At 65.9% G+C, this 25,519-nt stretch carries 29 protein-coding genes and 1 pseudogene; 20 read left to right on the top strand and 10 right to left on the bottom strand.

What is annotated here, in order from left to right:
* Positions 1–78 precede the first annotated feature (78 nt).
* From ACWZHB_RS09015 to ACWZHB_RS09005, 3 genes are all read right to left on the bottom strand, one after another.
* The gene (locus ACWZHB_RS09015) at positions 79–429 is read right to left on the bottom strand and encodes an HNH endonuclease (protein ID WP_427907477.1); all 351 of its coding nucleotides are present in this window, start codon (positions 427–429) and stop codon (positions 79–81) included.
* A 63-nt stretch (positions 430–492) separates the two neighbouring features.
* Positions 493–921: an alternative ribosome rescue aminoacyl-tRNA hydrolase ArfB gene (gene arfB, locus ACWZHB_RS09010; RefSeq protein WP_427907476.1), complete on the bottom strand. Its 429-nt coding sequence runs from the start codon at positions 919–921 to the stop codon at positions 493–495.
* A gap of 189 nt (positions 922–1,110) precedes the next feature.
* Positions 1,111–1,572 carry a hypothetical protein gene (locus ACWZHB_RS09005; RefSeq protein WP_427907475.1) on the bottom strand — a complete coding sequence of 154 codons (462 nt, stop codon included), beginning with the start codon at positions 1,570–1,572 and terminating at the stop codon, positions 1,111–1,113.
* On the opposite strand from ACWZHB_RS09005, the gene ACWZHB_RS09000 reads away from it, so the two are divergent.
* Complete coding sequence (locus ACWZHB_RS09000; RefSeq protein ID WP_427907474.1) at positions 1,571–1,777, top strand: hypothetical protein; 207 nt, start codon at positions 1,571–1,573, stop codon at positions 1,775–1,777. The two genes, ACWZHB_RS09005 and ACWZHB_RS09000, sit on opposite strands and share 2 nt — an antisense overlap.
* 14 nt (positions 1,778–1,791) lie before the next feature.
* Positions 1,792–2,277: a DinB family protein gene (locus tag ACWZHB_RS08995; protein WP_427907473.1), complete on the top strand. Its 486-nt coding sequence runs from the start codon at positions 1,792–1,794 to the stop codon at positions 2,275–2,277.
* 115 nt (positions 2,278–2,392) lie between these two features.
* On the opposite strand, the gene ACWZHB_RS08990 is transcribed toward ACWZHB_RS08995, so the two are convergent.
* Together ACWZHB_RS08990 and ACWZHB_RS08985 are read right to left on the bottom strand one after the other, a co-directional pair.
* Positions 2,393–2,713: a hypothetical protein gene (locus ACWZHB_RS08990; RefSeq protein WP_427907472.1), complete on the bottom strand. Its 321-nt coding sequence runs from the start codon at positions 2,711–2,713 to the stop codon at positions 2,393–2,395.
* Between the two features lie 93 nt (positions 2,714–2,806).
* A complete protein-coding gene (locus ACWZHB_RS08985) occupies positions 2,807–3,553 on the bottom strand; it encodes a nuclear transport factor 2 family protein (protein ID WP_427907471.1) in 747 nt (248 codons plus the stop codon).
* A 116-nt stretch (positions 3,554–3,669) separates the two neighbouring features.
* On the opposite strand from ACWZHB_RS08985, the gene ACWZHB_RS08980 reads away from it, so the two are divergent.
* The 4 genes and pseudogenes from ACWZHB_RS08980 to ACWZHB_RS08965 all read left to right on the top strand — a co-directional run bounded on the left by ACWZHB_RS08980 (position 3,670) and on the right by ACWZHB_RS08965 (position 7,221).
* Positions 3,670–4,215 carry a TetR/AcrR family transcriptional regulator gene (locus ACWZHB_RS08980; RefSeq protein WP_427907470.1) on the top strand — a complete coding sequence of 182 codons (546 nt, stop codon included), beginning with the start codon at positions 3,670–3,672 and terminating at the stop codon, positions 4,213–4,215.
* A gap of 105 nt (positions 4,216–4,320) precedes the next feature.
* Entirely contained in the window at positions 4,321–5,151 is an 831-nt protein-coding gene (locus ACWZHB_RS08975; protein ID WP_427907469.1) for an SDR family oxidoreductase, read from the top strand.
* A 134-nt stretch (positions 5,152–5,285) separates the two neighbouring features.
* Positions 5,286–5,846: pseudogene (locus tag ACWZHB_RS08970) on the top strand (dihydrofolate reductase family protein); the annotation flags it as partial.
* Positions 5,791–7,221 carry an FAD-dependent monooxygenase gene (locus ACWZHB_RS08965; protein WP_427907468.1) on the top strand — a complete coding sequence of 477 codons (1,431 nt, stop codon included), beginning with the start codon at positions 5,791–5,793 and terminating at the stop codon, positions 7,219–7,221. The pseudogene ACWZHB_RS08970 and the gene ACWZHB_RS08965, both read left to right, overlap by 56 nt.
* A gap of 2 nt (positions 7,222–7,223) precedes the next feature.
* On the opposite strand, the gene ACWZHB_RS08960 is transcribed toward ACWZHB_RS08965, so the two are convergent.
* Positions 7,224–7,598, bottom strand: a complete 375-nt coding sequence (locus ACWZHB_RS08960; protein ID WP_427907467.1) for a winged helix-turn-helix transcriptional regulator — start codon at positions 7,596–7,598, stop codon at positions 7,224–7,226.
* Between the two features lie 112 nt (positions 7,599–7,710).
* Between ACWZHB_RS08960 and ACWZHB_RS08955 the strand changes: the two genes are divergently transcribed.
* The gene (locus tag ACWZHB_RS08955) at positions 7,711–8,988 is read left to right on the top strand and encodes an MFS transporter (protein ID WP_427907466.1); all 1,278 of its coding nucleotides are present in this window, start codon (positions 7,711–7,713) and stop codon (positions 8,986–8,988) included.
* Between the two features lie 61 nt (positions 8,989–9,049).
* On the opposite strand, the gene ACWZHB_RS08950 is transcribed toward ACWZHB_RS08955, so the two are convergent.
* Both ACWZHB_RS08950 and ACWZHB_RS08945 read right to left on the bottom strand, forming a co-directional pair.
* Positions 9,050–9,928, bottom strand: a complete 879-nt coding sequence (locus tag ACWZHB_RS08950; RefSeq protein ID WP_427907465.1) for an oxygenase MpaB family protein — start codon at positions 9,926–9,928, stop codon at positions 9,050–9,052.
* A gap of 5 nt (positions 9,929–9,933) precedes the next feature.
* Positions 9,934–11,097, bottom strand: coding sequence for a thiolase family protein (locus ACWZHB_RS08945; protein ID WP_427907464.1), 1,164 nt, complete (start codon positions 11,095–11,097; stop codon positions 9,934–9,936).
* A gap of 276 nt (positions 11,098–11,373) precedes the next feature.
* Between ACWZHB_RS08945 and ACWZHB_RS08940 the strand changes: the two genes are divergently transcribed.
* The 13 genes from ACWZHB_RS08940 (at position 11,374) to ACWZHB_RS08880 (ending at position 23,052) form a co-directional block, all read left to right on the top strand.
* Positions 11,374–11,598: a hypothetical protein gene (locus ACWZHB_RS08940; protein WP_427907463.1), complete on the top strand. Its 225-nt coding sequence runs from the start codon at positions 11,374–11,376 to the stop codon at positions 11,596–11,598.
* On the top strand, positions 11,598–11,780 hold the full coding sequence (locus ACWZHB_RS08935) for a hypothetical protein (RefSeq protein ID WP_427907462.1): 183 nt from the start codon (positions 11,598–11,600) through the stop codon (positions 11,778–11,780). Before ACWZHB_RS08940 ends, ACWZHB_RS08935 begins: the two co-directional genes overlap by 1 nt.
* The gene (locus ACWZHB_RS08930) at positions 11,777–12,625 is read left to right on the top strand and encodes an MlaE family ABC transporter permease (protein ID WP_427907461.1); all 849 of its coding nucleotides are present in this window, start codon (positions 11,777–11,779) and stop codon (positions 12,623–12,625) included. The genes ACWZHB_RS08935 and ACWZHB_RS08930 overlap by 4 nt, the downstream gene beginning before the upstream one ends.
* A gap of 1 nt (position 12,626) precedes the next feature.
* A complete protein-coding gene (locus ACWZHB_RS08925) occupies positions 12,627–13,490 on the top strand; it encodes an ABC transporter permease (protein WP_427907460.1) in 864 nt (287 codons plus the stop codon).
* Between the two features lie 9 nt (positions 13,491–13,499).
* The gene (locus tag ACWZHB_RS08920) at positions 13,500–14,912 is read left to right on the top strand and encodes an MCE family protein (RefSeq protein WP_427907459.1); all 1,413 of its coding nucleotides are present in this window, start codon (positions 13,500–13,502) and stop codon (positions 14,910–14,912) included.
* On the top strand, positions 14,909–15,931 hold the full coding sequence (locus ACWZHB_RS08915; protein ID WP_427907458.1) for an MlaD family protein: 1,023 nt from the start codon (positions 14,909–14,911) through the stop codon (positions 15,929–15,931). Before ACWZHB_RS08920 ends, ACWZHB_RS08915 begins: the two co-directional genes overlap by 4 nt.
* The gene (locus tag ACWZHB_RS08910; RefSeq protein WP_427907457.1) at positions 15,928–16,935 is read left to right on the top strand and encodes an MCE family protein; all 1,008 of its coding nucleotides are present in this window, start codon (positions 15,928–15,930) and stop codon (positions 16,933–16,935) included. The genes ACWZHB_RS08915 and ACWZHB_RS08910 overlap by 4 nt, the downstream gene beginning before the upstream one ends.
* A complete protein-coding gene (locus ACWZHB_RS08905) occupies positions 16,935–18,029 on the top strand; it encodes an MCE family protein (protein WP_427907456.1) in 1,095 nt (364 codons plus the stop codon). Before ACWZHB_RS08910 ends, ACWZHB_RS08905 begins: the two co-directional genes overlap by 1 nt.
* The gene (locus tag ACWZHB_RS08900) at positions 18,026–19,138 is read left to right on the top strand and encodes an MCE family protein (RefSeq protein ID WP_427907455.1); all 1,113 of its coding nucleotides are present in this window, start codon (positions 18,026–18,028) and stop codon (positions 19,136–19,138) included. The genes ACWZHB_RS08905 and ACWZHB_RS08900 overlap by 4 nt, the downstream gene beginning before the upstream one ends.
* Positions 19,135–20,319, top strand: coding sequence for an MCE family protein (locus tag ACWZHB_RS08895; protein ID WP_427907454.1), 1,185 nt, complete (start codon positions 19,135–19,137; stop codon positions 20,317–20,319). Before ACWZHB_RS08900 ends, ACWZHB_RS08895 begins: the two co-directional genes overlap by 4 nt.
* Before the next feature lie 11 nt (positions 20,320–20,330).
* Positions 20,331–20,960 carry a hypothetical protein gene (locus ACWZHB_RS08890; RefSeq protein ID WP_427907453.1) on the top strand — a complete coding sequence of 210 codons (630 nt, stop codon included), beginning with the start codon at positions 20,331–20,333 and terminating at the stop codon, positions 20,958–20,960.
* A 52-nt stretch (positions 20,961–21,012) separates the two neighbouring features.
* Positions 21,013–22,257 carry a TetR/AcrR family transcriptional regulator gene (locus tag ACWZHB_RS08885; RefSeq protein WP_427907452.1) on the top strand — a complete coding sequence of 415 codons (1,245 nt, stop codon included), beginning with the start codon at positions 21,013–21,015 and terminating at the stop codon, positions 22,255–22,257.
* A gap of 93 nt (positions 22,258–22,350) precedes the next feature.
* Positions 22,351–23,052 (top strand): class I SAM-dependent methyltransferase, encoded by a 702-nt coding sequence (locus ACWZHB_RS08880; RefSeq protein WP_427907451.1) that lies wholly within the window; start codon positions 22,351–22,353, stop codon positions 23,050–23,052.
* Positions 23,053–23,136: 84 nt separating this feature from the next.
* On the opposite strand, the gene ACWZHB_RS08875 is transcribed toward ACWZHB_RS08880, so the two are convergent.
* Together ACWZHB_RS08875 and ACWZHB_RS08870 are read right to left on the bottom strand one after the other, a co-directional pair.
* Positions 23,137–24,171 (bottom strand): alpha/beta hydrolase, encoded by a 1,035-nt coding sequence (locus ACWZHB_RS08875; RefSeq protein ID WP_427907450.1) that lies wholly within the window; start codon positions 24,169–24,171, stop codon positions 23,137–23,139.
* A gap of 202 nt (positions 24,172–24,373) precedes the next feature.
* Entirely contained in the window at positions 24,374–25,519 is a 1,146-nt protein-coding gene (locus ACWZHB_RS08870; protein WP_427907449.1) for an acyl-CoA dehydrogenase family protein, read from the bottom strand.

The following is a 25,519-nucleotide window of genomic DNA, read 5'->3' as shown; positions in this document are numbered from 1 at the left end:
AAGAACCTGTTCTAGTTCGCCGCAAGCGTAGTGCGGTCGATGGTGCGATGGCAGCCGAATAGCGACCGATTCAGGCCATTAAGCGAACCGGGTCGTGAGCTCGGCCGCGATCTCGTAGTGGCGCACGAGGAACGAGCGTTCGTCGAGCTTCTTGCGCCGCAGCCAGCCAGTCACCTCGGCGTTGCACTTACTGGCGTTGCACGAACCGCACGCGGGCACGACGTTGCCGAGCGTGTAGCGGCCGCCGCGCGAGATGGCTTGCACGCAGTCCTTCTGCAGCGAGGCGATGGTGGAACCGCAGTAGGCACACCCGCCCCATGACGCTGCGAGCGCATCCCACTGCGCGTCGGTGAGGTCGTGGGTGACGTTCGCCATCCGCTTCTTGCGCTTGCGCGCGGCGCGAACCTGTTTGCTACCGCCAGTCGGCACGAAGGTGAGAATACCCCTGGTGCACGACTTCGCACTCGTCCCGATCTGCGGCGCGGCCTTCGGCTAGTCCTCAGGTGAGGCGCGGCGGTTGCGTTTGGTGACGCCGCGCCGCTTCTTCGCGGAAATACGACGTTCCTTCGCTCCGCGCGAGGGCTTGGTGGCCCGGCGAACAGGTGGTGGGGCGGCAGCGGCGGCACGCAGAATTGAGGCCAGGCGTTCGCGGGCGGCCGCGCGGTTCTGTAGCTGTGCGCGTTGCTCCGATGCGGCGATTGTGAGCACGCCGTTGACCAGTCGGGTGGCCAGGCGGTCGAGCATGCGAGTGCGCAGCCACTCCGGCACCGAGGGCGAGTTGGCGAGGTCGAACGACAGCTCTACCCGGCTTTCGGTGGTGTTGACGTGCTGTCCCCCTGGACCGGACGACCGTGAGAACCGCTCGCGCAACTCGGATGCCGGTATCACCAGCGCCCGAGTCACAGTCAGGTCCTCCGCCATGATCCGTCGCCGTTCTTTCCGATTCGCGAGTCTGGTCAACCTTGCCAACGCCGGAAAGGCATCCCGGCCGCGCACGCCGCCGACTGTGTTCCCCCAGAAGACTAACGCCTTCGAGGCAACGTCCCACTGTTCGGTGATGGGCCTGGCCTGCGTGCTGCACGTCGCCGCGGGACGACCGAGGCTACGTTACTAACCGTTGTTCGAGGTCGGGTCGATGTCGTCGATCGCGCGCGTCAGGCGTAGTGCTACCTCACCGTCGTCGTGAACAGACAGGGCCTGGTTGACGATCAGCCAATCCGGGATGTCGTCGCCGCGGACGTACTTGCGAAAACAGTTGTAGATCGCGTAATAGGCGAACTCGACCGGGTCGGGGAAGGCGAGATCGTCGTCTTGCAGCGCGGTGATGGGCTCGAGATAGCGGCTGCCGACCTCCGCAAGATCCACACCGGCCCGAGCGGCGCGAAGGGCATGGGCCGGAAGCTCGACATCTACGTGGTGCCACATCCCGACAACCGAGTCGCGGTAGCGGAGCCGGGCAGGCTCTTCCTGGACGAAACCGATCCAGGCTCGCAGGGCATCCGCGCACAGCGCGAGGTGGACCTGTCGTCGACGTTCAGCTCCCAGCTGGAAGAAGAGGTGCCTCGGCGTCATGAGCGATTCTAACCAAACACGGCCTTGCCCCACGCCAGGTCACATTCTCGGCAAAGAGGTCGTAGGCACGGTGATCGAGGCCGGGGCCGAGCACGTCGAGTACGGCTTTCGTTTCGCGAGCCATCAGTCCACCTTGCCGGAACAGCAAGATTGCGTGCCAGATCGTGCTGAGGCCGGAAACACTGGGGATACCTCGGCCAAATGACGAAGGAGATCGTCGTGCCCACCACCAAACGACGCCGCGACGCCACACCACCCCGGACAGGGAGCGGCGAAACCGCGACTCTGCGCGCATTCCTCGACTACCTCCGAGCCTCGATCGCCGCGAAGGTCGACGGCGCTCCGGAACCGCAGGTGCGAACAGCGGCGGTGCCGTCGGGCACGAACCTGCTCGGACTGCTGAATCACCTGACCTTCGTCGAACGCTCGATGTTCCTCGGGGCCGACGTGACCGACTGGCAGGCGACCTTCCGCGCGGCACCGGCCGACAGCGTGGCCGATGTCGTCACCCGCTACCGCGAGACGGTCGAGCGCGCGAACGAAGTTCTCGATCGGTACACCGATCTCGGCGAACCCGTGCCGCAGGCGAAACGCCCCGCCCCCAGCGTCCGCTGGGCACTGGTCCACATGATCGAGGAGACCGGCAGGCACGCTGGCCACGCCGACATTCTCCGCGAATTGATCGACGGCGCCACCGGGCGCTAACTCCCCCGGGCAAGAACACCGCTGTCGGCAACCGCGCACGGCGGCCGGATGCGACAGCCCGAACGTCAACGGCCCGAGGCGATCTCGGGCCGTCGACGTCGCGGTCGGCGGCGCACTACGCCTGGATGACTTCGATACCCACCATGGCGTTGAGTGAGTCACAGCTGGCCCAGGACTGGTTCTGCCCGTACTGCGCGGGACCGTACTTCCAGTAGACGAACGGCACGGGCCACGCAACGCAAGTGAGCTTCACTTGATGCCAGGTCGGTAGCTCACAGTTGGCCATCCCGCCGGTGTTGAAGATGTTGTAGACATGACAGTTGGCCTGCCACACCGGTACGTCGGCCTGGGCTACGCCGCCGATACCGACGAACGTAGCGGCAGCGGTGGCGGTGACAACAACGGCACTTGCGGCGAATCGCTTCGCAGAGAGCATGTCGAACCTCCTGAATCGATGTTGTCTGGAAGATCGCTGGGTGAGAGAGAATGTTACTCAGACCACACGTGACGCTTGCGCCGATACGGACATTCAGCGACGCCGGCCGGCGGGCGGACGGAGTCGGGTGATGGTCCGGGTTGCGATACCCGCGCCACGCATCAGCCATTTGAAGGCCGTGGTCGAGGGGCCCGGGACCATTCCGGCCAGCTGGACGCCGTCGAGCAGGTCGTAGAGCGTTTCGCCTTCGTACATCAGATGGTCGGCGTTGAAGTGATAGCGGTCGACGGCGGTGCATTGAATGAACGCGCCATTGCCCGGGATCGCGGGCGCGTCCGCACGATAGGGATGCAATTTCAGCGGCCCGACGAGGTGACCACTTCCGTAATAGCGCACGACCATCCTGACCTCACCATCCGGCGTCAGGTCGAGATAGCCCTGCCCGGGTATCGGGTCGTAGCGCCAGTCGGGGATGGCGTCGAAGAACGCGAAGTTGTAGGCCACGAATTCGTCGAGGCCGACCATGGTCGCGCCGAGAGTCGTCACATCCTTGTAGCGCAGGTCGTCGGTGTAGAGCTCGTGGTTGTGGCTCATGTCCCGGGTCTGCCAGCTCCACCAATACTTCTTCGCCCAGTCGAGGGTCCAGGCGATATCGAAGCCGTGGCCTGCGTAGAACTCGATCTTCTTCTCGTATTCGTCGAACCACGTCTGCGTCATGGCGGTCAGCGCGGCTTCATCGAGGACTGAGACCGGCACGGCGCGGTTCGTCAGCACTGTCGGGATCGGTTGCGCCAGGCGCGGCTGTCGCAGTGACAGCTGGAACTGCTCGTCGGTGAACATCACCCTCCTCCATCCGGAAGCAACTGCTTCCCGATAAATGATGGTTCTTGTAATGTGGTGCCGTGTCAAGGAGCTACGGCGGGCAGACCGCTGAGGATCGCGCTGCCGATCGGCGGGTGCGCCTGATCGATGTCGGTGTCGAAATGGTCGGCACACAAGGTGTTTCCGCTCTGGGCATGCGCTCTGTCTGCCGCGCGGCCGGCCTCAGTCAGAGGTTCTTCTACGAGAGCTTCGCCGATACGGACGCGCTGCTGCACTCGGTGTACAGAACGGCACTGTCTCGCCTGGAAGAAGCCGTCGCCCCCGCGGTGGCGGCCGGTGATCTGCACGCGGTGTTCGAGGCCGCCGCCCGCCTGATGGAGGCCGATCCTCGTATCTGCCGCATCCTGTTGGTCGAGCCGGTAGCGGACGCGCGACTACGACGCTATGTGCGAGAAACCATTCCGGCGTTCGCGATAGCCGCACTCGGCGATCGCATCGCCGGTTCGCCCGACGATCCCCGTGTTCGCATGCATTTTTCGGCGCTCTTCGGCGCGATGATCTCGCTGTTCGTCGAGTGGACAGAAGGCAACCTCGGCACCGACCGCCACGCCTTCGCCAGCCACGCGACCGCGGTCGCGACACAACTCATGAGTGATATCAGCGCCGCCGAACGAGATTGAGCCGCAGGACTACTACGCCGCCCGCCCCGCGACATGAGCACTCCCCGACTGCGCCGCTCCCGCGCGGTTGACCTGAACACTGGTTCAGGTAGCAGAGTTGGGCTCATGATCCTGATTACCGGTGCAACAGGCAAGGTCGGCCGCGCGGCCGTCGATCAACTACACGAGGCGGGTGTCGAGGTTCGCGCGCTGGTCCGTAGTCCGGAGACGGCGGATCTGCCGCCCGGCGTCGAGGTGGTACGCGGTGACCTGGCGGATCCGGGCAGCCTGGACGCCGCGCTCGACGGTGTGCACGCGGTGTTCCTGGTGTGGCCGACGCTGGCTGCTGACGCTGCCGCGCCGGTGGTGGTGCGGCGACTGGCCGAGCAGGCGCAGCACATCGTCTACCTTTCCGCTATCGGCGCCGACGAACGGGCCGGCGCGGTGCTCGGTTCGCACGGCTACCTCGAACGGCTCATCGACGAAACGGGAGTCGACCGGACCTTCGTGCGCGCGGGCGGATTCGCCGGTAACGACCTCGGCTGGGCGGAGTCCATTCGTACGGAAGGTGTTGTGCGCGAATACTATGACGCTTGGCGCAGGTCGGTCATCCACGAGCGCGACATCGCCGCAGTGGGCGTCCGCGCCTTGCTCGAGGGCCGGACCGGCACCACGTACGAGGTGACCGGCCCCGAGTCGCTGACCGCACCGCAGCGGGCGCGGATCATCGCCGAGGTGCTCGGAGCGCCAGTGCGGTTCGAGCAGATGTCGCGGGAGCAGATGCTCGCGGAAATGGCGACCTGGATGCCGATCGGCGAGGTGAACGACGCGCTGGCGGGGATGGACGAGATGACCGCACAGCCCGAGCCGGTCTTGCCCACCGTCGTCGAGGTCACCGGCGGGCCGGCGCGCACCTATCGAGAGTGGGTCGCCGACCACCTGGCCGATTTCCGTTGAGCATCGCCGATTTCGCCAATCCCGCCAGCTGCGACGCGCTGGCTGATCGAATCGCGGCGATGAGTTCGGCCGCGACGCTCCGTCTACTCCTGTGAACCAGAAATCGAACGAAAGGACGGAGTGCGCTCGAGGAGACCACAGGTCGCGACATCCTGGTCCTCAACAGCGCCAGCATCATTCAAGGTCTGCCAGGAGCAGGTCTCGTCGACGACCTCTACCTGACCATCGTCCCGAAAACGCTGGGCGGCGGTCTGCGACCGCTTCCCGACAACTACGCGTCGAGCTGGCCACGGCCACCGCATTTCCCGGCTCCAACACCATTTCCCTGCACTACTACCGGACCTGAGCCGAGCCTGCGAGGCAAGAGCTCTACGGGTTCGACTATGTACACCGCGTCGCAGGATCGGCGAATGTGGAAGGATTTGTGCCGTCGAGCCCTGTCTCGCGCCCCCACGACCCGGGCACGCACCAGCGACAGCGTGAGCCGGAATATATCGCTTGCGGCAGGCCCGAGGCTGCCGCACAATAGGCGGCCGAGGCCAGGACCTGCGGAAATCCGTAATCTGGGAGATGCGTTCGGGTCTGACGACCCGTATCGCGGCGATCTGGTCGGCGAGAATTCAGGCGAATGGGTGGTTCATGTTCGATGTGATCATTGCCGGGTGCGGGCCGACCGGTGCGATGCTGGCGGCTGAGCTGCGGTTGCACCGTGTGCGGGTGCTCGTTCTGGAGAAGGAATCCGAGCCCGTGTCGTCGTTGGTTCGGATAGTCAGTCTGCATGTGCGCAGTCTCGAGCTGATGGCGATGCGCGGACTGCTGGACCGCATTCTCGAACACGGACGACGGCGTCCGGTCGGTGGTGTCTTCGCCGCGATCCCCAAACCCGCGCCCGACGGCCTGGACTCCGCGTATGCCTATCAGCTGGGTATACCGCAGCCGGTCATCAATCGGCTGCTCGAAGACCATGCGATCGAACTGGGCGCGCAGGTCCGAAGTGGTTGTGCGGTAGAGGGTTTCGAGCAGGACGAGGAGGGCGTGACCGTCCGGTTGGTCGGCGGGGAGCGGCTGCGGGCGCGGTATCTGGTCGGCTGTGACGGTGCGCGCAGCACGGTGCGCAAGGTGCTGGGTGTCGGGTTCCCCGGTGAGCCCGCGCGGACCGAGACACTGATGGGCGAGATGGAAGTGGGTGTGCCGCAGGAAGAGGTCGTCGCCAAAGTCACCGAAATTCGTGAGACCAACGCGGTATTCAGTCTCAGGCCCTTCGGCGAAAGCGTGTACAGCGTTATTGTCCCCGCAGCGGATGTCCGCGAGGACCGGTCGGAACCGCCCACGCTCGAGGATTTCCAGCAGCAGTTGCGCGCGGTCGCCGGAACCGACTTCGGCGTGCACTCCCCGCGCTGGCTGTCCCGCTTCGGCGACGCCACCCGGTTGGTCGAGCGCTACCGGGTCGGTCGCGTGCTGTTGGCAGGCGATGCGGCGCACATCCACCCACCCGCCGGCGGTCAGGGTTTGAACCTGGGCGTTCAAGACGCGGTCAACCTCGGCTGGAAGCTGGCCGCACAGATCCGCGGCTGGGCCCCGGAAACACTGCTGGACACCTATCAGGCCGAACGCCATCCGGTCGCCGCGGACGTCCTGCACAACACCCGCGCCCAGGTAGCACTGACATCCACCGAACCGGGCCCACAGGCCGTGCGCAAGCTGCTCACCGAATTGATGGACTTCGACGAAGTGAACCGCTACCTGATCGAGAAGATCACCGCGACCGACATCCGCTACGACTTCGGCCATGGCCCCGACCTACTCGGCCGCCGCCTGCCCGACGTCGACCTGAAACAGGGCAAGCTCTACGACCAGCTCCGGCAAGGCCGCGCGCTGCTACTCGATCGCACCGAATCCCTGACCGTCGACGGCTGGTCCGACAGAGTAGATCTGATCACGGATCCCACTGCGGCACTGAACATTCCAGCCCTACTACTACGCCCCGACGGGCACGTCGCCTGGGCCGGAGAGCACCAACAAGACCTGAACGCCCACCTCCCCCGCTGGTTCGGCAAGCCCACCACCTGATTTCACCTAGAACTTGTCGTCGCGGCGGGCTGCAGACCCTCCACGTATTCCGCACCCCATCGGTTCAGCTCGGACACGAAGCCGCGCAGCGCTTTCCCTGTCGGCGTGAGCGAATACTCCACGCGGGGTGGGACTTCGGCGAAGGCGTGGCGACGGACGATGCCGTCTTGTTCCAGTTCGCGGAGTTGGCGGGTGAGTACCCGTGGGGTTACCTCGCCGACCTTGCGGCGTAGTTCGCCGTAGCGGAGGGGTTCGTCGAGGAGGTATTTGACGATGGTCATCTTCCAGGCGCCGCCGAGGACGGCGATGCTCACTTCGACGGGGCAGCTTCGCATCGCTCGGACGATCGGCGCTCGGACTTCATCCTCGGTGGCCATACGCTCGATGGTATCCATTTCGTCCATATGGACAAGATTGTGCATACTGTCGATTCTGATCGTTGGTTGATAGAAACGAGAGTAAGGACGTCGAGCAACGCGAAGGATTCCGGTGAGTATTTGCGAAGTCGAGCAGCGCACGATCCGGCGGGGACCCCGCTTTCACCCGGCGTGGACAATGGTGGCGGTGGCCGCTCTCGCGCTCGTCGCGGCGGGAAGTTTCGCCACCATCGCGGGTCTGATCACCGAACCACTGGTCGAGACGAAAGGGTGGAGCCGGACCGGGATCGGAGCCGCGGTGGCGGTGAACATGGTGCTCTACGGGATGGTCGGGCCGTTCGCCTCGGCCATGATGGACCGGTACGGGATCCGGCGGATCACGTCGTACGCATTGCTCGCGCTGATCGCGAGTTCCGTGTTGACCGCGATCTTCACCCCGTCGGTGTTCTGGTTCGTGCTGTGGTTCGGCTTCGCGATCGGGGTGGGGACCGGTTCGATCACCACGGTGTTCGCCGCGACGGTCGCGAACCGGTGGTTCGACCGCAGAATCGGTCTCGCCACCGGATTACTCACCGCGGCAGGCGTATTCGGTCAGTTCGCGATGCTGCCACTGCTGTCGGTGTTGCTCGAGCGGGCCGACTGGCGCGCGCCGGTGCTCGCCTGCGGGGCACTGGCGACGGTGGCGCTGCTCGGCGTGCTGCTGTTCCTCCGGGAAAGCCCCGCCGCGGTCGGCACGGTCCGCTACGGCGCGGATCCCGACTCCGCACCGACGCAGACGGATCGACACGTCAATCCGTTCGCCCGCACGATCACCGCCCTGCGCCGAGCCGTGCGCGACACCCGATTCTGGGTACTGGCCTCGATGTTCGCGCTGTGCGGGGCGACCACGAACGGCCTGATGTGGAGCCACTTCACGCCCGCCGCCCACGATCACGGAATGCCGGCCACCGCCGCGTCGGGTCTACTGGCCATCATCGGCGTCGCCAACATACTCGGCACCGTTTCCGCGGGCTGGCTCACCGACCGGATCGAGCCACGGCTGCTCCTGGCCGTGTTCTTCCTCGGCCGGGGTGTATCCCTGGCCCTCCTCCCGGTCCTGTTCACCAGCGGCTGGTCCCCCGACCTCGTCGTCTTCGCCATGGTGTTCGGCATTCTCGACGTCGCGACAGTCCCACCGACACTCACGTTGTGCCGCCACTACTTCGGCGCCGACAGCGCCCTCACCTTCGGCTGGATCAGCGTCTTCCACCAACTCGGCGCCGGCGCGATGGCGCTCACCGGCGGCCTGATCCGTGACATCAACGGCTCCTACACTCCCCTCTGGATCACCGCCGCCCTCGCCTGCCTCACCGCCGCCGCCCTCGGAACCACCGGCTCCCGAATCAGATGAGCGCCACGTTCAGCGGGAGTTCCGCGACCAGCCCGAGGAAGACCCGAGATGAAATACCCGCCTAGATGAGGGCCTTCTGTTTCCGGATGCGGCGGCGCACGTCGCGGATCATCGCGTGGGTGCCCGCGAATCGGATGAACCTGGGAATGAACCGGTTGACGAAGCCGACGAACAGGAACAGATGCTCGAAGCGGCGCTGGTCGGCATCGCTCCATTCGACGGCCATCTGGTCGCGGAAATGCGGCGGCAGGAAGCCCGCGGTGAGGAACTGCAGTAGTCCACCGCCCACTGTTCGCATGGGCCAGTTGATCATTCGCAGGTGGAGTAGATCGTCGATGTAGGCGCGGAATTCGTCGTCGCATACGACATGCCGGCAGGCATCGAGCCAGTACTCGTCGAACCCCGCGCGCGTTTTCGGCCACATGTCCGGGTGGACCTGAAGGGTGGTGCCGAAGGTGTCGGCGCCCTGGTAGAACGTCTCGAGTTCGCCGGTGGTCATCTTGCCGTGGAGCAGTTGGTGGGTGTCCTCGAAGCCGATGTAGATGGCAGCCGCCACATACATCTGGAGATCGCGGTCGAAGGCGTTGTACTTCACCTTCGACTCCGGTCGCGACCGGACCTGACGGTGCGCGACGTCGACGGCCGCACGCATCGCCTTCTTGTCCTCGTCGGTGCCGAGCACGGCGACGGCGAGGTAGGCCGAGGTGGTACGCAGGCGCTTCCACGGATGCACCATCAGCGCCCCGGATTCCACCTGGCTTTCCATCACGCCCGCCGCGACACCCTGGTGCGCGAATTGCATCGCGACGTTCGCCGCCGCGCCCGCGAACATCCAGAAGTCCAGGGCGTCGGCGAGTTGGGCGGGACGTTTGCGCGGGGATCGGTAGGTGTCGGGGATGTGGAGACGAACTTGGTCGAGAGTCAGGGTGTTCGTGGTCATCGTGATCACATCCGTTCGATGATGGTCGCGTTGGCCAATCCGCCCGCCTCGCACATGGTCTGGAGGCCGTAGCGACCGCCGGTCTGCTCGAGGTGGTTGACCATGGTGGCGAGCAGTCGCGTGCCGGAGGCGCCGAGCGGGTGACCGAGGGCGATCGCGCCGCCGCGCGGATTGACCCTGGCGGGATCGGCGTGGAGTTCGTGTTGCCAGACCAGCGGGACCGGCGCGAAAGCCTCGTTCACCTCGAAGGTATCGATGTCGTCCACCGTGAGCGACACCCGCTCGAGCGCCTTGCGGGTCGCCGGGACGACAGCGGTGAGCATGAGCGTGGGATCGTCGCCGACCACAGCGAAGGAGTGGAAGCGAGCGCGCGGGGTGAGGCCCAGCTTCGCCGCCATCTTCTCGCTCATGATCAGCGCCGCCGAGGCCCCATCGGTGAGCGGCGAGGAATTGCCCGCGGTCACCGACCAGTCGATCTCCGGAAACCTCTCCAGCACAGCGGGATCGGTGAAGGCGGGCCGCAGCCCGGCCAAGCCCTCGACAGTGCTGGCGGCGCGGATGGTCTCGTCGGCGGTGAGCTCCCCTGCCGCGGTCAACTCGGCGGCGAAACCGCCCGCTGCCGCGGTAGCCGCCGCGAGCCGGTGCGACCGGGCGGCGAACTCGTCCAGTGTCGCGCGATCCAACTTCCAGCGGGCAGCGAGGATTTCCGCGGCGATCCCCTGGCCGATCAGCCCGGCGGGGTAACGGGCAGCGAGCGGACCGCGCAGCGAATCCTTGCCCTGGGTGTTGGAGAACATCGGCGCGCGACTCATCGACTCGACACCACAGGCGATCGCCACGTCATAGGCGCCCGCGAGTACGCCCTGTGCGGCGAAGTGCACGGCCTGCTGGCTCGATCCACACTGCCGGTCGACCGTGGTAGCCGGCACCGATTCCGGGAATCCGGCGGCCAGCACGGCGGTCCGGCTGATGTTGTTGGCCTGCTCCCCGCTCTGGGTGACGCAGCCGCCGATCACATCGTCGACCAGGCCCGGGTCGATGCCGGTGCGTTCGACCAGCTCCGACAGCACCCCCGCCAGCAGCGTGGCCGGATGCACCGACGACAGACCGCCACCCGGCTTGCCCCGACCCGACGGCGTACGAACCACATCAACAATGACCGCGGACATCGGCGAACCTCCTGCACCGTCGCCGACCGTCGGCGACCTCTAGGCTAAGTTAATCACCATTCTCGCAACATCGACGAGAATTACTAGTAACTTATCACTGGCAAGCGGGGCGGCAGAGCGTCGATCACGGCGACGCGGTCCGGCATCTACGAAGAATAATCGGCAACATCATCGGATCGAAGAAGAATTGTCGGCAACATCGCTGGACCGTGGACGACATCGGCTACCAGCTTGCGTCACCGACCGGTTCATGAAGGAAGGAACAGCGGTATCGCCATGTTGCGACGGCTGGACAGGTTTCTCAGTTACGAGATGAAGGTGTCGGAATTCCTCGGCACCCTCATCATCATCGGCATCCCCTACGGTCTCGTCGGGATCATCTGGAGTCTCACCCATACGGGCCACCTCCGCGGTCTCCACGGCGTCGACCTGGTCATCTCCTTCCTCGGATCCATCGTGTGCTGGCCGGTGCTCACCTTCGCGAATGTGACGATGACCTGATGATGGCGGTGGTCTGGTTCATCGACATCGTGGTGATCGTCGTCAAGATCCTCGGCGGGCGCACGCGGGTCAATCCCGTTCTCCGCGTGGGCATGTGGGTCGTGGTGCTCTGCGCTGCCGTGCTCGGCGTCGCCGCGATCGGCGCGCTCCTCGTCCTACTCGAACATTGGCTGAGCGTATGACGCGACCCGCTGTCCAACCGTCGGAACTCGACAAGATCGTCGACAGCGCCACCGGGCTCTGGCGACGGCACCCACAACAGTCGATCGAAACGCTCGGCAGACAGGTTCTGCTCGCCAGGGCCACGATCGCGCAGCTGTTCCTCTCGCTCGTGCAGCGGCGATTCCCGTTCCAGGAGTTCATCAAGCAGTGCGCGTTCATGGCGAATGTGTCCGCACTCCCGACGGTCTTCGTCGCGATCCCGGTGGCGGTGGTGGTGTCGATCCAGGTCGGCGCGCTGGTGAATCAGGTCGGTGCGACCACCTTCATCGGGGCCGTCGCCGGGCTTGGCATCATCCGCCAGGGCGCCCCGCTGGTGACCTCGCTGATGATCGCGGGCGCGGTCGGTTCGGCCATCTGCGCCGACCTCGGTTCGCGCACCATCCGTGAGGAGATCGACGCGATGCGGGTGATGGGGGTGGATCCGGTGCGCAGGCTCGTCGCGCCGCGTCTGGCCGCCGCGGTGCTGGTGAGCATGCTGCTGTGTGGGTTCATCGTGTTCGTCGGCTTCGCGACGGCGTACCTGTTCAATGTCTACGCCCAGCACGGCACGCCGGGGTCGTTCATCGGCTCGTTCGCCTCGTTCGCGGTGGCCAACGATCTGATCGTCGCACTGGTCAAGGCCGCCATCTTCGGCGTGCTCACGGCGATCATCGCCTGCGACATCGGCTTGCACACCAAAGGCGGGCCGGGCGGGGTCGCGAACTCGGTGAACTCGGCGGTGGTGTCCTCGGCGCTGATGCTGTTCGCCACCAATATCATCGTGACCCAGCTGTACAACACCTTCTTCCCGTCGAAGGTGGTCTGAGATGGCAGCCGAGTACATCCCGCCCGTCATGCGGCCGGTACGCGTGGTCGGTGCGGCGGCGAAGGTGCCCGTGCGGGCCAACCAGCGCGTCGGGCATCAGGCCATCGTGTTCTTCCAGGCATTGTTCGCGATTCCGTTCGCGCTGCGGCACTACCGCAAGGAAGTCGCGAGGCTGGTCGCCGATGTCGGGTGGGGCAACGGCTCGCTGATCGTCGGCGGCGGCACGGTGGGGGTGGTCGTGGTGCTGTGCGCGTTCGGCGGCATCACCGTCGGCGTGGAGTCCTACACCGCGCTCAACCTGCTCACCATGGGCCCACTCACCGGGGCCATCTCCGGTTTCGCCACCACGCGCGAAATCGCGCCGATTCTCGGCACGCTCGCCTTCGCGATCCAGTCCGGCTGCCGGTTCACCGCCCAGCTCGGCTCGATGCGGATCTCGGAGGAGATCGACGCGCTCGAATCCATCGCGATCCGTCCGTTGCCCTACCTGGTGACCACCCGGATGATCGCGGCGACGCTGACCATTGTCCCGCTCTACACCCTCGGCCTCGCCGTCGCCTACGTGGCGACCAAGCTGTCGGTGCTGTTTCTCGGCGGCACCACCGCGGGCACCTACGACCACTACTTCTTCCAGTTCCTGCTGGGCGGCGACGTGTTCTTCTCGGTGCTCAAGGTCGTGATCTTCGTCCTGATCGCCACCTTCATCCAGTGCTACTACGGATACACTGCCAGCGGCGGTCCCGAAGGTGTCGGCGTCGCGGCCGGACGGGCGATCAAGATGGTCATCGTCGTCATGGTCTTCACCAATCTCTTTCTCACCCTTGCTATCTGGGGCATCGACCCCGGATTCCGGATCTCGGGATAGGTCGCCTCGATGATGCTCGATCCCAGTGGCCGCGGGCCCAAACCGCTCCAGCTCACCTTCGCCGGTCTAGCGGTCGCCCTCAGCTTCGCGCTCGCGCTGTATCTGCTCGGCATGCGCTACAACGGCGAATTCGAAGACAAAGTGGTGGTCGGCGCCGAGCTGACCAGCACCGGCGACGGCTTACCCCAGCGCGCCGACGTGAAGTACCGCGGAATGATCGTCGGCGCGGTCTCGGCCGTCGACATGGTCGCCAAAGGCAAGCTGCAGCACGCCACCCTGGAGCTGAAACCCGGTATCGCCGAGACGATTCCGGACACCGTCACCGCGCGGGTGATCCCGGACAACATCTTCGGTGTCACCTCGATCCAGTTGGTCGACAACGGCGCGGCCGCCACCACTCTGCGCGCAGGCGCCACCATCCGCGAGGACACCAGCTCGGCGACCGTCCAGCTGCAGACCACCCTGAACACCCTGCGCGATGTGCTCACCACCATCCAGCCGGAGAAACTCGGCCGGGTGCTGGCGACCCTGGCGGCCGCGCTCGACGGCGGTGCCCGGGTGCCCGGCTCCACCATCGAGCGCCTCGACACCTGGCTCACCGAGGTGCACCGGATTCCCGAGATCGGTGGCCTGCTGGGCAATCTCGGCCGTGCGTCGATGGCGCTGAGCGAGTCCGCGCCAGAACTGGTCGGCATGCTCGGCGATTCGCTGACCGCCGCGAACACGCTCAACGAGCACCGGACCCAACTGGTCGCGCTGCTCACCGAGGGCAACTCCACCGTCGAAGCGGTGAACACCCTGTTCGCCGCCAACCCGAATTCGGGCAAGGAACTGGTGTCGGGCCTGGACACGGTATTCGGCGCGCTGGCCAAGGATCCCGGCGCGCTGCAGTCGACCGCGGCCAACCTCAATGCCTCGCTGAACAAGCTGCAGCAGGTGTTCCACTTCGGACCGCGCAAGCAGATGGTGTGGAAGATGGACGTGTCGTTCACCCCGTTCCAGCAGTACACGGCGGCGGACTGCCCGCGCTACGGCGACATGGCCGGGCCGCGCTGTGGCGGGCCGACGGTGCCGGAAGTCGCTCCGCCACAGGAGTATCCGGTTCAGCAGCTCCCCCAGCGCCTCGACGCCGCCGGTCCGGCACCGACTGTGCCGGTCGTTCCAGCAGCGCCCACGCTCCCGGGCCTGCCCGCGATTCCGGGCCTGCCGTCGATTCCGGGCCTGCCCGCCATCCCCGGCATCACCGCGCCAGCCGCCGCCCCGCTGCCCGATGCCGGTGCGGCGAAACCGATCTCGCTGCGTGGCAGCGCCGCGGTGGCAGCACTGGTCGGCGGGCGCCCGACGGTAACCCAGCTCCTGCTGCTCGGTTCGATTCTCGGCAACGTGCCCATCGTCCCCGACACCGAAAGTGCCGCGTCATGAAATCGACGAAAGCGCTGATCGGGTTCAGCCTTTTCGTGACCCTCACGGTCGTGCTCACCTACACCGTCTGGTCGACGTTGCAGCGCAGCGTGCCCGGCGACACGAACAGCTACTCGGCGCTGTTCACCGATGTGCTCGGGCTACGCGAGGGCGATGACGTCCGGATGGCCGGTGTCCGCGTCGGCCGGATCGACAAGATCGATTTCACCGACGACTACACCGCCCGGGTCGACTTCCGGATCGAGGCGCGCCAGCACCTCACCGACACGACGAAAGCCCTTGTCCGCTACCAGAATCTGATCGGCCAGCGCTATATCGCCTTGGCCGCGGGCAAGGACGCCGGCATCCCGGTGCCGCCGGGCGCGCAGATTCCGCTCACCCGCACCGAGCCGTCCTTCGACGTGTCCTCGCTGCTGTCGGGCTTCGAGCCGCTGTTCGGCGTGCTGCAACCCGACCAGATCAATTCGCTGTCGGAGACTCTCATCCAGGCTCTGCAGGGCAACGAGATCTCGTTGTCGGCGTTGATCACCCAGGCCGCCGAGCTGGCGAACACCTTCGGCCAGCGCGATGAGATCCTCGGCGACGTCCTGGGCAACCTCAGCGCCGTGATGTCGGGTCTGGCCAATCGCAGCGGCGAACTGGAAACCCTGATCACCCAGACCCGCAGCCTGATGGACGGGCTCTACGCGGAAGGACAGACGTTGAAGAGCTCGGTCGACCGGGTGGCAGGTGCCACCGACTCGCTGGTCACGCTCATCGGCCAGGTGAAACCGGGCATGGGCGAGGCACAGCGCACCGCCACCCAGGGCGTGATGATGCTGCTCTACAACGGCGCCGCGCTCGACCGCGCCGCCGTGGAACTGCCCGACTTCCTCAATGGCGTCGCCCGATTCACCAGCTACGGCGCCTACGGCAACGCCTACATCTGCCGGCTCGATGTCTCGCTGTGGAACGTGGTGTTGCCGCCGGGGTTGTTCTCCCAGGTCGGCGGCGAATCGCAATCGGGGGTGTGCCGATGATGGCCAAGTTCGCCTTCCTGCGTCACAACCGCAACCTGCGCCTCGGCCTGATCGCGGTGCTCGCCGTGGCAGTGCTGCTCGGCGGCTCCAGCCTGCTCGCGCAGCTCCGCTTGGGCGACAAGACGATTCACGCCGAGTTCGCCCAGGCGGCCGGGTTGCGGGCGGGGGCCACCGTCGACATCTCCGGGATCGAGGTCGGGGCGGTACGTTCGGTCGACCTCGTCGACGATCGGGTCGACGTGACCTTGGCCGTGCGTCGCGACCTGCGCCTCGGCGCCGACGCCAAGGCGGCGATCAAGATGTCGACCATCCTCGGCAGGCTGCACATCGACCTGCAGCCGGGCAGGGGCGCTCCGCTCGCAGGCAATCGGATCACCGTCGAGAACACCTCGGTGCCCTACAACCTGAGCAAGGTCATCCAGGACCCGAAGTACACGTCGTCGTTCGAACGGATCGAGCGCCTCGACCCGAGTAAGTTGCGGACCGCGCTCGATCTGCTCGACAAACAGATGGGCGATTCCCCCGCAATGGCCGTGCAGGCCCTCGACAGCATCGGCGCGCTGGCCCAGGTGATCAACGCCCGCCGTGACGAAGTCGACCTGCTCCTGAAAAGCATGGATCAGGTTTCCCAGCTCGTGTCCGACAACCGCAACAGTGTGCTGGTGCTGCTCACCCGTGGTGAGGCGATCGGTGCCGCGGTGCAGACCAGGCAGACGCTGCTCACCCAGCTGCTCGACAATGTCGCCGCGCTCTCGAAACTATTGCAGGACATGGGTATCGAGAACAATGGTGAACTCGGACCGCTGATCGCGAACCTCGACACCATGGCCGACGGGCTCACCAAGAACAAAGAGAACCTGGACCGGCTCTACGAGATCGCTCCGGTCACGCTGCGCCAGTTCAACAACGTGGTCGGCAACGGACCCTACGGCGATGTCTGGGCCCCGTGGATCTTTCCCGACAACTGGCTGTGCTTCGCGCAGGCCGTACAGGGGTGCAACTGATGAGACGCAGAGCGAAACTGGCGGCGATGTGCCTGGCCGCGGTGGTGGCGTCGGGCTGTTCGCTGCTACCCGGCAGCGTGTCGAGCCTGGGCGACCGGTATTTCGGCGAGAACAAGCGCTTCAGTGCCGATTTCGAGAGCGTGGCCGGGCTCTATGTGGGCAACGAGGTCTCGGTGCTCGGCGTTCCGGTCGGGGTGGTCGAATCGGTGACGCCGCGCGGCAGTTACGTCGAGGTGGTGATGTCGGTCGAGGCCGATGTGCGAATCCCGGCCGACGCGATGGCCGCGCTGATCTCCCCGCAGCTGATCACCAACCGCCACGTCGAACTGGCACCCGCATACACCGGGTCCGGTCCCGAATTGGCCGACGGCGCGCATCTTCCCCTGTCCCGCACCAGAACTCCGGTCGAACTCGACCGCATTCTGGAGAACTTCGACCAGCTGGGCGCCGCGCTCAAAGGTGACAGCGAGGCGGGTCCGATGGCCAGCCGGGTGCTGTTCCCGCTGCTCGACGGCAACGGCGATCGACTGCGCGAAACCCTCGACTCGCTGTCGTCGGCCTTCGAGCTGACCTTGGCCAACAAGGATCAGATCGCGAACACGGTCGTGCGGCTCAACGAGATCACCCAGATCATCGCCGAGAACGACCAGACCGTCCGCGATTTCAGCGGCCGGATCACCGAACTGATCGCCCTGCTCAGTGCGCAGGCGCCCGGTTTGCAAGCCGTGCTTGCCCAGCTCGACGACTTCGTCACCAACACCTCGACGGTGGTCGGACAGAACCAGGATCAGCTGGCAGGCGCGCTCACCAAGTTCGTCGCCATCGCCACCCAGATGCGGGCCAACGCACGCGGACTCACCGAGATCATCGACGTCGGGCCGCTGTTCTTCGACAACATCGACAACGCCGTCAGCCGGGAACGCCAGGCATTGCGCCTGCACGGCCTGCTCGACAAGGCGGTACTCGACGGCGAAGCGCTGTCGCTGTTCTGCGAACGCGTCCAGCTGCGCTACGACGGCTGCCGCACCGGCAAGATCGCCGACTTCGGGCCCGACTTCGGGCTCACCGCCGCGCTGTTGGGAATCACCGAATGAACTTGCGCTCGAGTATCTGCGCCGCGGCGTGCGCCGCGGTCGTCGCGTCGGCGAGCACCGCGTGCTCGCTCACGGTGCGGGAGTTGCCGATGCCCGAACCCGGCATCGGCGGCCCCGGCTACACCCTGCACGCCACCTTCCGCGACGCGCTCAACCTGCCCGACCGCGCCCAGGTGAAGATCGGCGGCACCGATATCGGTGTGGTGACCGACATTTCGACCACGTCGTTCCTGGCCGATATCGAAATGCTGATCCGCGAGGACATCCAGCTGCCCCGCGGAACCACCGCGGAACTGCGTCAGGCGACCCCGCTCGGCGACATCTTCGTCGCGATGACCCTGCCCACCGAAGCGGAGGCGGGCGCACCGCTGCGCGCGGGCGAGACGATCGGCATCGACCACACCGGCACTGCCGCCTCGGTCGAACAACTGATGATGTCGATCTCGATGCTGATCAACGGTGGCGGGATAAACCAGGCCGCGCGGATCACCTCCGAACTGGATTCGATCTTCGCCGGGCACGCACCGCAACTGCGCCACCTGGTCACCGAGATGACCGACGTCATCGGCGCGCTCAACCAGCGCACCGGCGACCTCGACGCCACCCTGCACGGCCTGCAGGTACTCACCGCCGAACTCGCGGGCCGCAAGGCCGAACTCGGCGCCGTCGCCGACAGTTTCCCGCAGCTGATCGGTCTGGTCGCGGAGAACAACCAGTCGATCGTCGATCTGATCAGCAAAGTGGCGGTCACCATGGACGCGCTCGGCGATTTCAGCACGAGCAACGGGCCGCAGTTCGTGAGCCTGTTCCAGAGCGTGCAGAACCTGATGTCGGGATTCACCCGGATGGGCGACGACCTCACCGGCACCCTCGAGGGACTGCACACCCTCTACCCCTCGCTGATGGCCAGCTTGCAGGGCCCGACCCTGGCGGTTGCGGCGACGGTGTCCTACCTCGACATCGGCGCACTCACCGACCCGTCGGGCAGCCGCTGGCCCGAAGGGGGCGATGTGCCCGCGTTCATCGGCAGTCTGGCCGAGGTTCTCGCGAAGGTGTTCGGTCGCGTGACCAGCATCCCGCAACCCGCACCGCAGGAGGGTCCGCGATGAATTCACCGCTGTGGCAATGGCTGGTGCGCAAACGGGTCGCGGTCGCCAACGCCGGGCTCGTCGTCGTGCTCGTGCTCGGCTGCCTCTATCTGGGCGGTGCGGTGCTGCGGATCGATCCGAGCCGCTCGCAGTATGTAGTGACCGTGGAGTTGGCGACCTCCGGCGGGTTGTCGGTCGGTAGCGATGTCACTTTCCGTGGCTGGCGGGTCGGCCGGGTGAGTTCGGTCGGCGTGTCGGGTGACGGCGTCGCAGCCCGCGCCGAAATCGATGGGAGTACCAGGATTCCCGTCGGCGGCACCGTCGCCGTCAACCGGTTGTCCGCGGCCGGCGAGCAGTACCTGGACTTTCGTCCCGTCTCCGAGAGCGGGCCCTATCTGCGCGACGGCTCGGTCGTCGAGCGCGCGCAGACCTCCGTACCGGTACCGATGCAATCGGTACTGGCGAATATGAGCGGCCTGGTCGGCGGAATGAATCCCGAACGGCTCACGGTGATCGTCGACGAACTCGACAAAGCCCTCGCCGGGGGCCCGGACGGGTTGCGCAACATGATCTCCGGGATCAGCCAGGCGATGGCGGGACTCACCGATCTGCTGCCGCAGACGCTGCAGTTGATCCGCAATCTCGAGGTGATCGCCGAGACGACCTCGCACGCGCAACCAGACCTCACCACGCTCACCACCTCGGGCACCGCCCTGTTCCGGCAGTTCACCGCCGCCGACACCGAGCTGCGGCACCTGCTGGAACAGGGACCGGGGCACCTGGCGACGCTGGGCGGATTCGTCTCACGCACCCACGATCCGATCACCGATCTGGTGACGAACTTCGTCGCCATCACCAAGGCCGCCAAACTCCGGCAACCAGCGCTCGAGGCGTTGTTCCCGTCGCTGAGCCGCTTCGCCGACGCGGTCGGCGTCCCGGCACACGACGGCGGCTTCTTCACCCTCATCGACCCGTGGCCACGGCCGTCGTGCGAGTACGACACCGTCCCCGTGGTGCCGACCACCGAGACCACCGACACCAGGGTGCGCCTCTACAACTACTGCGTCACCACCAATCCGGCTCTGCAGGTACGTGGTTCGGCCAACGCGCCGCGGCCGCCCGGCCCCGACAACGGCGCGGGGCCACCGCCCGGCGTCACCGGCAACGAATTGTCCCAACCCGCCGTCCCCGCACCACGTTGAGGAGTTCCCGCATGAGCAAAGACGCCAAAGAACCGAGCAACGATTCCGACCCGGCTACGGCCGACGCGACGCCGACCGCCGAACCCAGGACGGAAACGGCCGCGGCCGACGATCGCGCGGATTCGTGGTTGCGCGGACGAACGGCCGCTGTCGCCGCGCGTGTCGGCGTGGCCGCGGTCCTGTGCGCGTCGCTGGCCACCTCGATGGTCTTGTTCGTCCAGAACCAGCACAACAAGGACCTGATGCGAGCCCAGGAACAGGCACGCGAGGCAGCCTGCCAGTACGGGCCGGTGCTGGCCGACTACGACAGCAAAAACCTCGACACGTACTTCAAGGGGGTGCTCGACGGCGCGACCGGCGACTGGAAGAAGCAGTTCGAGTCGACCAGCACCGAGTTGCGTGAGGTGCTGACCCAGGGCGAGGTCACCTCGGCGGTCACCGACACCCAGTGCGCGATCCGCACCGCCGACGAGGACTCGGCCGAGGCGATCGTGGTGATCCGCCAGACCATCACCAGCCTGGGCACCCAGCACAAGCCCAAGCCCGGCCAGCTCTCGATGGTGCTGAGCCTGCGCAACGACGACGGCCGCTGGCTGGTCGAGAAAGTGAACTCCCCGACCCCACCAGCGCAGGCGCAGTGAGCGAATCCGGTGAGCCGGCCCGCGGCGACCGGGCGATAGCATGAAAGACGAGATGGGCAGGACGACGAACGAGCACGCGGCACAATCGACAGCGGACGCGCCACCGCGGGTGGTCAAGCGCAGGCCGAAGAACCGGCGTGCGCAGATCGCGGCGGAATCGGCGGCGGCGTTCGGCGCGCACGGCTACCACGGTGTGAGCATGGACGACATCGCGCGCAGGCTCGAGATCAGTTCCACCGCCCTCTATCGCCATTTCCCGAGCAAATACGCGCTGTTCCGCGAGGAACTGCTGCGATTGTCCGGGCTGGCACTGACCGCGGTCGAACTCCCCGACGACGCTGCCGATTGGTCACCGCGCGAGCGCCTCGATCATGTCCTGGACGCCATCGTCGTGCTCACCATCAGCAACCGCCCGACCGTCGCACTGGCCCGGTGGGAGCGGCGCTACCTCGAGCCCGCCGACTTCACCGAGTTCACCGCACAGTTCACCACCGCGATCGCCACGGTGCGTGGCCTGATTCACGACGTGCGTCCCGAACTCGACGGCTACGACCGGGTGGTCCGCGCGGTGTCTCTGTTCGCGGTGATCAGCAGCATCGGTGACCACCACGCGACCGTCTCGGCGAAAGCGCTTGCCCCGCTGCTCAAAGCGACCAGCTGGGCATTGATCGATGCTGACCTGTCGGGTGAGCGCGGCGCCGCACTGATCCGGCGGGCCGCCGAACGGCCACAGCCGTTCAAACACGACCTCTTGCTGCGCAAGGCGGTGGAGCTGTTCCACGAGCGTGGCTATCCGAATGTCAGCATGGAGGACATCGCCGTCGCGGCGGATCTGTCGGCCGCCTCGGCGGTCTATCGCTACTACCGCAGCAAGAGTGATCTGCTGGCCGCGGCCTTCCGGCGCGCGGCCGACCGGGTGTCCGGGGCGATCACCCCCGCGGTGAGCGCCGCAGGCACCCCCGCCGAAGCGCTGGGCACGCTGATCGACCTCTACGTCACCGGGTCCTTCGACGAACGGGCGCTGACCTTCGTCTACTACGCCGAGTTCACCCACGTCGACCCGGCCGATCAGGTGACCCTGCGCCACCTGCAGCAGTTGATCATCACCGAATGGGCCAAACTCGTGGCGCAGGCCAGACCGGAACTGTCGATCGGCGAGGCCAGAATCCTCGTGCACGCGGCGTTCAGCCTCGTGGTCGACCTCGGCCGCACCTTCGGTGACGACGGAATCTGCCCGCAGGAAACCGTGATCCGGCTGCTGCAGACCATCGTCCTCGGCCGGCCGCTCCCCCGCTGAATTCGCGTTTGTTTCCCGATGTCGTGGCACCGCAATGTAACCGGACTACGCTGACCGCCATTGCCGCCCATCGAAGAATTGAGGGGATCAAGCGTGACCAGCAGCGAATTCGCGTACACCGGGTGCGACAACCTGGAGGCGATGACCGAAGCGGTCAATTACAACAAATTCCTGATCGACTGCGTTGACAAACATGTCACGTCGCCGGACCTGCGCATACTCGATTTCGGAGCGGGTAGAGGCACCTACGCCGACATGCTCGCCGAACGGCAGATCATCCCGGATTGTCTCGAGCCCGACGCCGATTTGCAGAAATTGCTGCTGTCGAAGGGCTACAAGGTCGTCGACTGCGAGGCCGAGCCGTCCGAATCCGAAATGTACGGTCTCATCTATTCTTTCAACGTTTTCGAGCACATCAAGAACGACCAGGAAGCCGCTGAACACCTCGCCTCGCTACTGCGGCCCGGCGGAACACTGGTGCTGTATGTGCCCGCGCTCGAGACGCTGTTCAGCTCGATGGACACCAAGGTCGGGCACTACCGGCGCTACCGCCGCACCCAGCTCAACCGCATCCTGCGCAACGCGGGTCTCGAGATCGTCGAGTCGCGTTACTGCGACCCGATCGGCTTCTTCGCCACCCTGGCCTACAAATTCGCCGGGAGCGACGACGGCACGATCAACACACGGGCGCTCAAGCTCTACGACCGCGTGGTGTTCCCGCTCAGCAAGCTTCTCCAGGTCGTCACCGGCAAGCTCTTCGGTAAGAACGTTCTCGTCGTCGCCACCAAGGCCTGAGCCCATGCGGACCTGACCTCCTCGTCCACGGCATCGTGGCCGAGGAGGTCAACTCGCGACGCGAACAGACGACGCCGACGCGCGTCAGTTGGTCCGGCTGCCGACCGACCGCGCCAGGAAAGGCCACGACGACCGCAGGTCATCCTCCCAGTAGCCCCAGGAATGTGTGCCGACGGGGCGTTCGTTCAGCGTGACGGGAATATTCAACTCGCGCAGCCGGTTCGCGAGGTTCATGGTGCAGAAATGCACTGCCGCTTCGATGGGCCCGCCGAAGGCGATCTGGACCGGGAGCGGGATCCTGCCGTCCTGGACACGCGCGTCAGCCGGGGTGTCGTGGGGTGCGCCGGGGATTCCGGTACCGGTGCTCAGATAGACCTCGGTGCCGCGCAGCCCTTCCGCGTTGACGAGCGGATCATTGGCTCGCCACAGGGGACCGTTGCGTGGTCCCCACATGTTCTCGATACTCTGTCCGCCACCCCAGTTCTCTACCGTGATCCGGACGAATTCCTGGCCGATAGGATCCGAGGTCTGCGCGCACCCGCTGTAGGACGCCACGCTGTTCCAGAAGCCGGGCTTGGCGATCGCCAGGTTCAGCACCGATGTACCGCTCATCGACACACCGACCACCGCGCGGTTGCCATCAGCCCGGAGGAATCCCTCGATCACCGACGGCAACTCCTCGTTGAGGAAGGTCTGCCATTTGTTGCGGCCGAGCACCGCGTCGTCGCGCACCCAGTCGGTGTAGTAGGAGCTGGCGCCGCCGACCGGGGTCACCACGTTGATGTCCTTGTCACGCAGGAAACTCACGGCATCGGTCTGCGCGTCCCAGCCGCTCTGATTCGGGCCGCCTTGGGAGCCGTTGAGCAGATACATCGTCGGCCGCGGGTTCTCGGTGTCCGCGGCACGGATCACCTGGATCGGGATCGGCTTGTCCATCGCGGGCGAGAAGACGGTCACCACCTGGCGCCTGCTGTCGATATCGACTGTCGAGACCACCCGGGCCGTCTCGGGTTGGGCGACAGCGACACTCGCGGGCAGCGCGAGCCCTGCCGAGGCCAGCGCGCTCACCAGCGCAGCGCGCGCTGCCGCCGTACGGATCGATCGCCGTGTTCTTCTCACTAGCGGGAACCTCTCGTCTACCGGATGCACTGATCGAGGCAGTGCGGGTCACCCCACGACAGACGTGAGGCATGCAGAGAGGTTCGGACTGCTCTTGCCCGCGGTTTGGTGAGCCGGCGGAAAAACTACGGGCACGCACGGCTCCTGCGTTCGCCCGGTGCGCGAACTCGCACACCGGGCGACCGTTCGTGCCCACGGGTCGTCAGAGTCCGAGGGTCCGGCCGATGATGTCGCGCTGGATTTCGCTGGTGCCGCCGAAGATGGTGGAGACCAGTGCGCCGCGGACGTGCTTTTCCATGTCGAATTCGCGGGCGTAGCCGTAGCCGCCCATCATCTGCATGCCTTCCAGCGCCACCTGCTTGCTGACTTCGGTGGCCTTGAGCTTGGCCATCGACGCCTCCCTGGCCAGCATCTTGTTCGGGTTGGCATCGGCCTCGCGCGCCACGCTGTAGATCAGCAGCTTGGTGCATTCGATCTCGGTGGCGAGGTCGGCCAGGCGGTGGCGCAGGGACTGGAAGGTGCCGACCGGGCGGCCGAATTGCTTACGCTGCGTGACGAATCCGATGGTGTCCTCGAAGGCGCGTTCGGCGGCACCCAAGCTCATCGCGGCGAGGATGAGTCGTTCGAAGTTGAGGCCGGTCATCAGTTGACGCCAGCCGTTTCCTTCCTCACCCACGACCGCGTCCTCGGGGAGCAAGCAGTCGGTGAAATAGAGGTCGTTGGTTTCCTTCTGGTTGCCCATCAGCTCGATCGGCGAGATCTGCAGACCGGGCGTGCCCGCGGGCACGTGGAACATGGTGAGCCCCTCGTGTTTTCCGCCGTCTTTCGAGGTGCGGGCAACGAGCAGGATGTTCTCGGAGATATGGGCGTTGGAGCACCAGGTCTTCTGGCCGTTGATCAGCCAGCCGTCAGCGGTCTTCACAGCCTTGGTCGACAGATTGCCCACATCCGAACCCGCCTCGGGCTCCGACATCGAAATCGATTGGGACGCACCACGAACGATGCCGCGCAGCACGGTGTCCTTCTGTGCTTCGGTGCCGAATTTGGCGTAGGCGCCGCCGGTGATGAGAGTCGGACCGATCGCCCCGATCGGCAGCATGCCGCGCAGTGATTCTTCCAGGAGAATGCACATGTCGACCATCGTGGCATCGGACCCGCCGTATTCCTCCGGCACCGTCAGACCGAGCCAGCCGAGCTCGGCCATTTTCGCGTAGACACCCGGATTGTGCTGTTCGGTGTCGTTGGCGGTCAGCGCGTCACGCTGTTCGCGGGTGCCCGCCTCGCGCTTGGCGAATGCGGCGACAGCCGCGGCGAAATCCTTGTGTTCGGAGCTGAATTCGACGCCCAT

Source organism: Nocardia sp. FBN12 (genome assembly GCF_054031145.1).
Note: the sequence above shows the minus strand (reverse complement) of the source record. Positions and strands in the feature narration are given on the sequence as shown.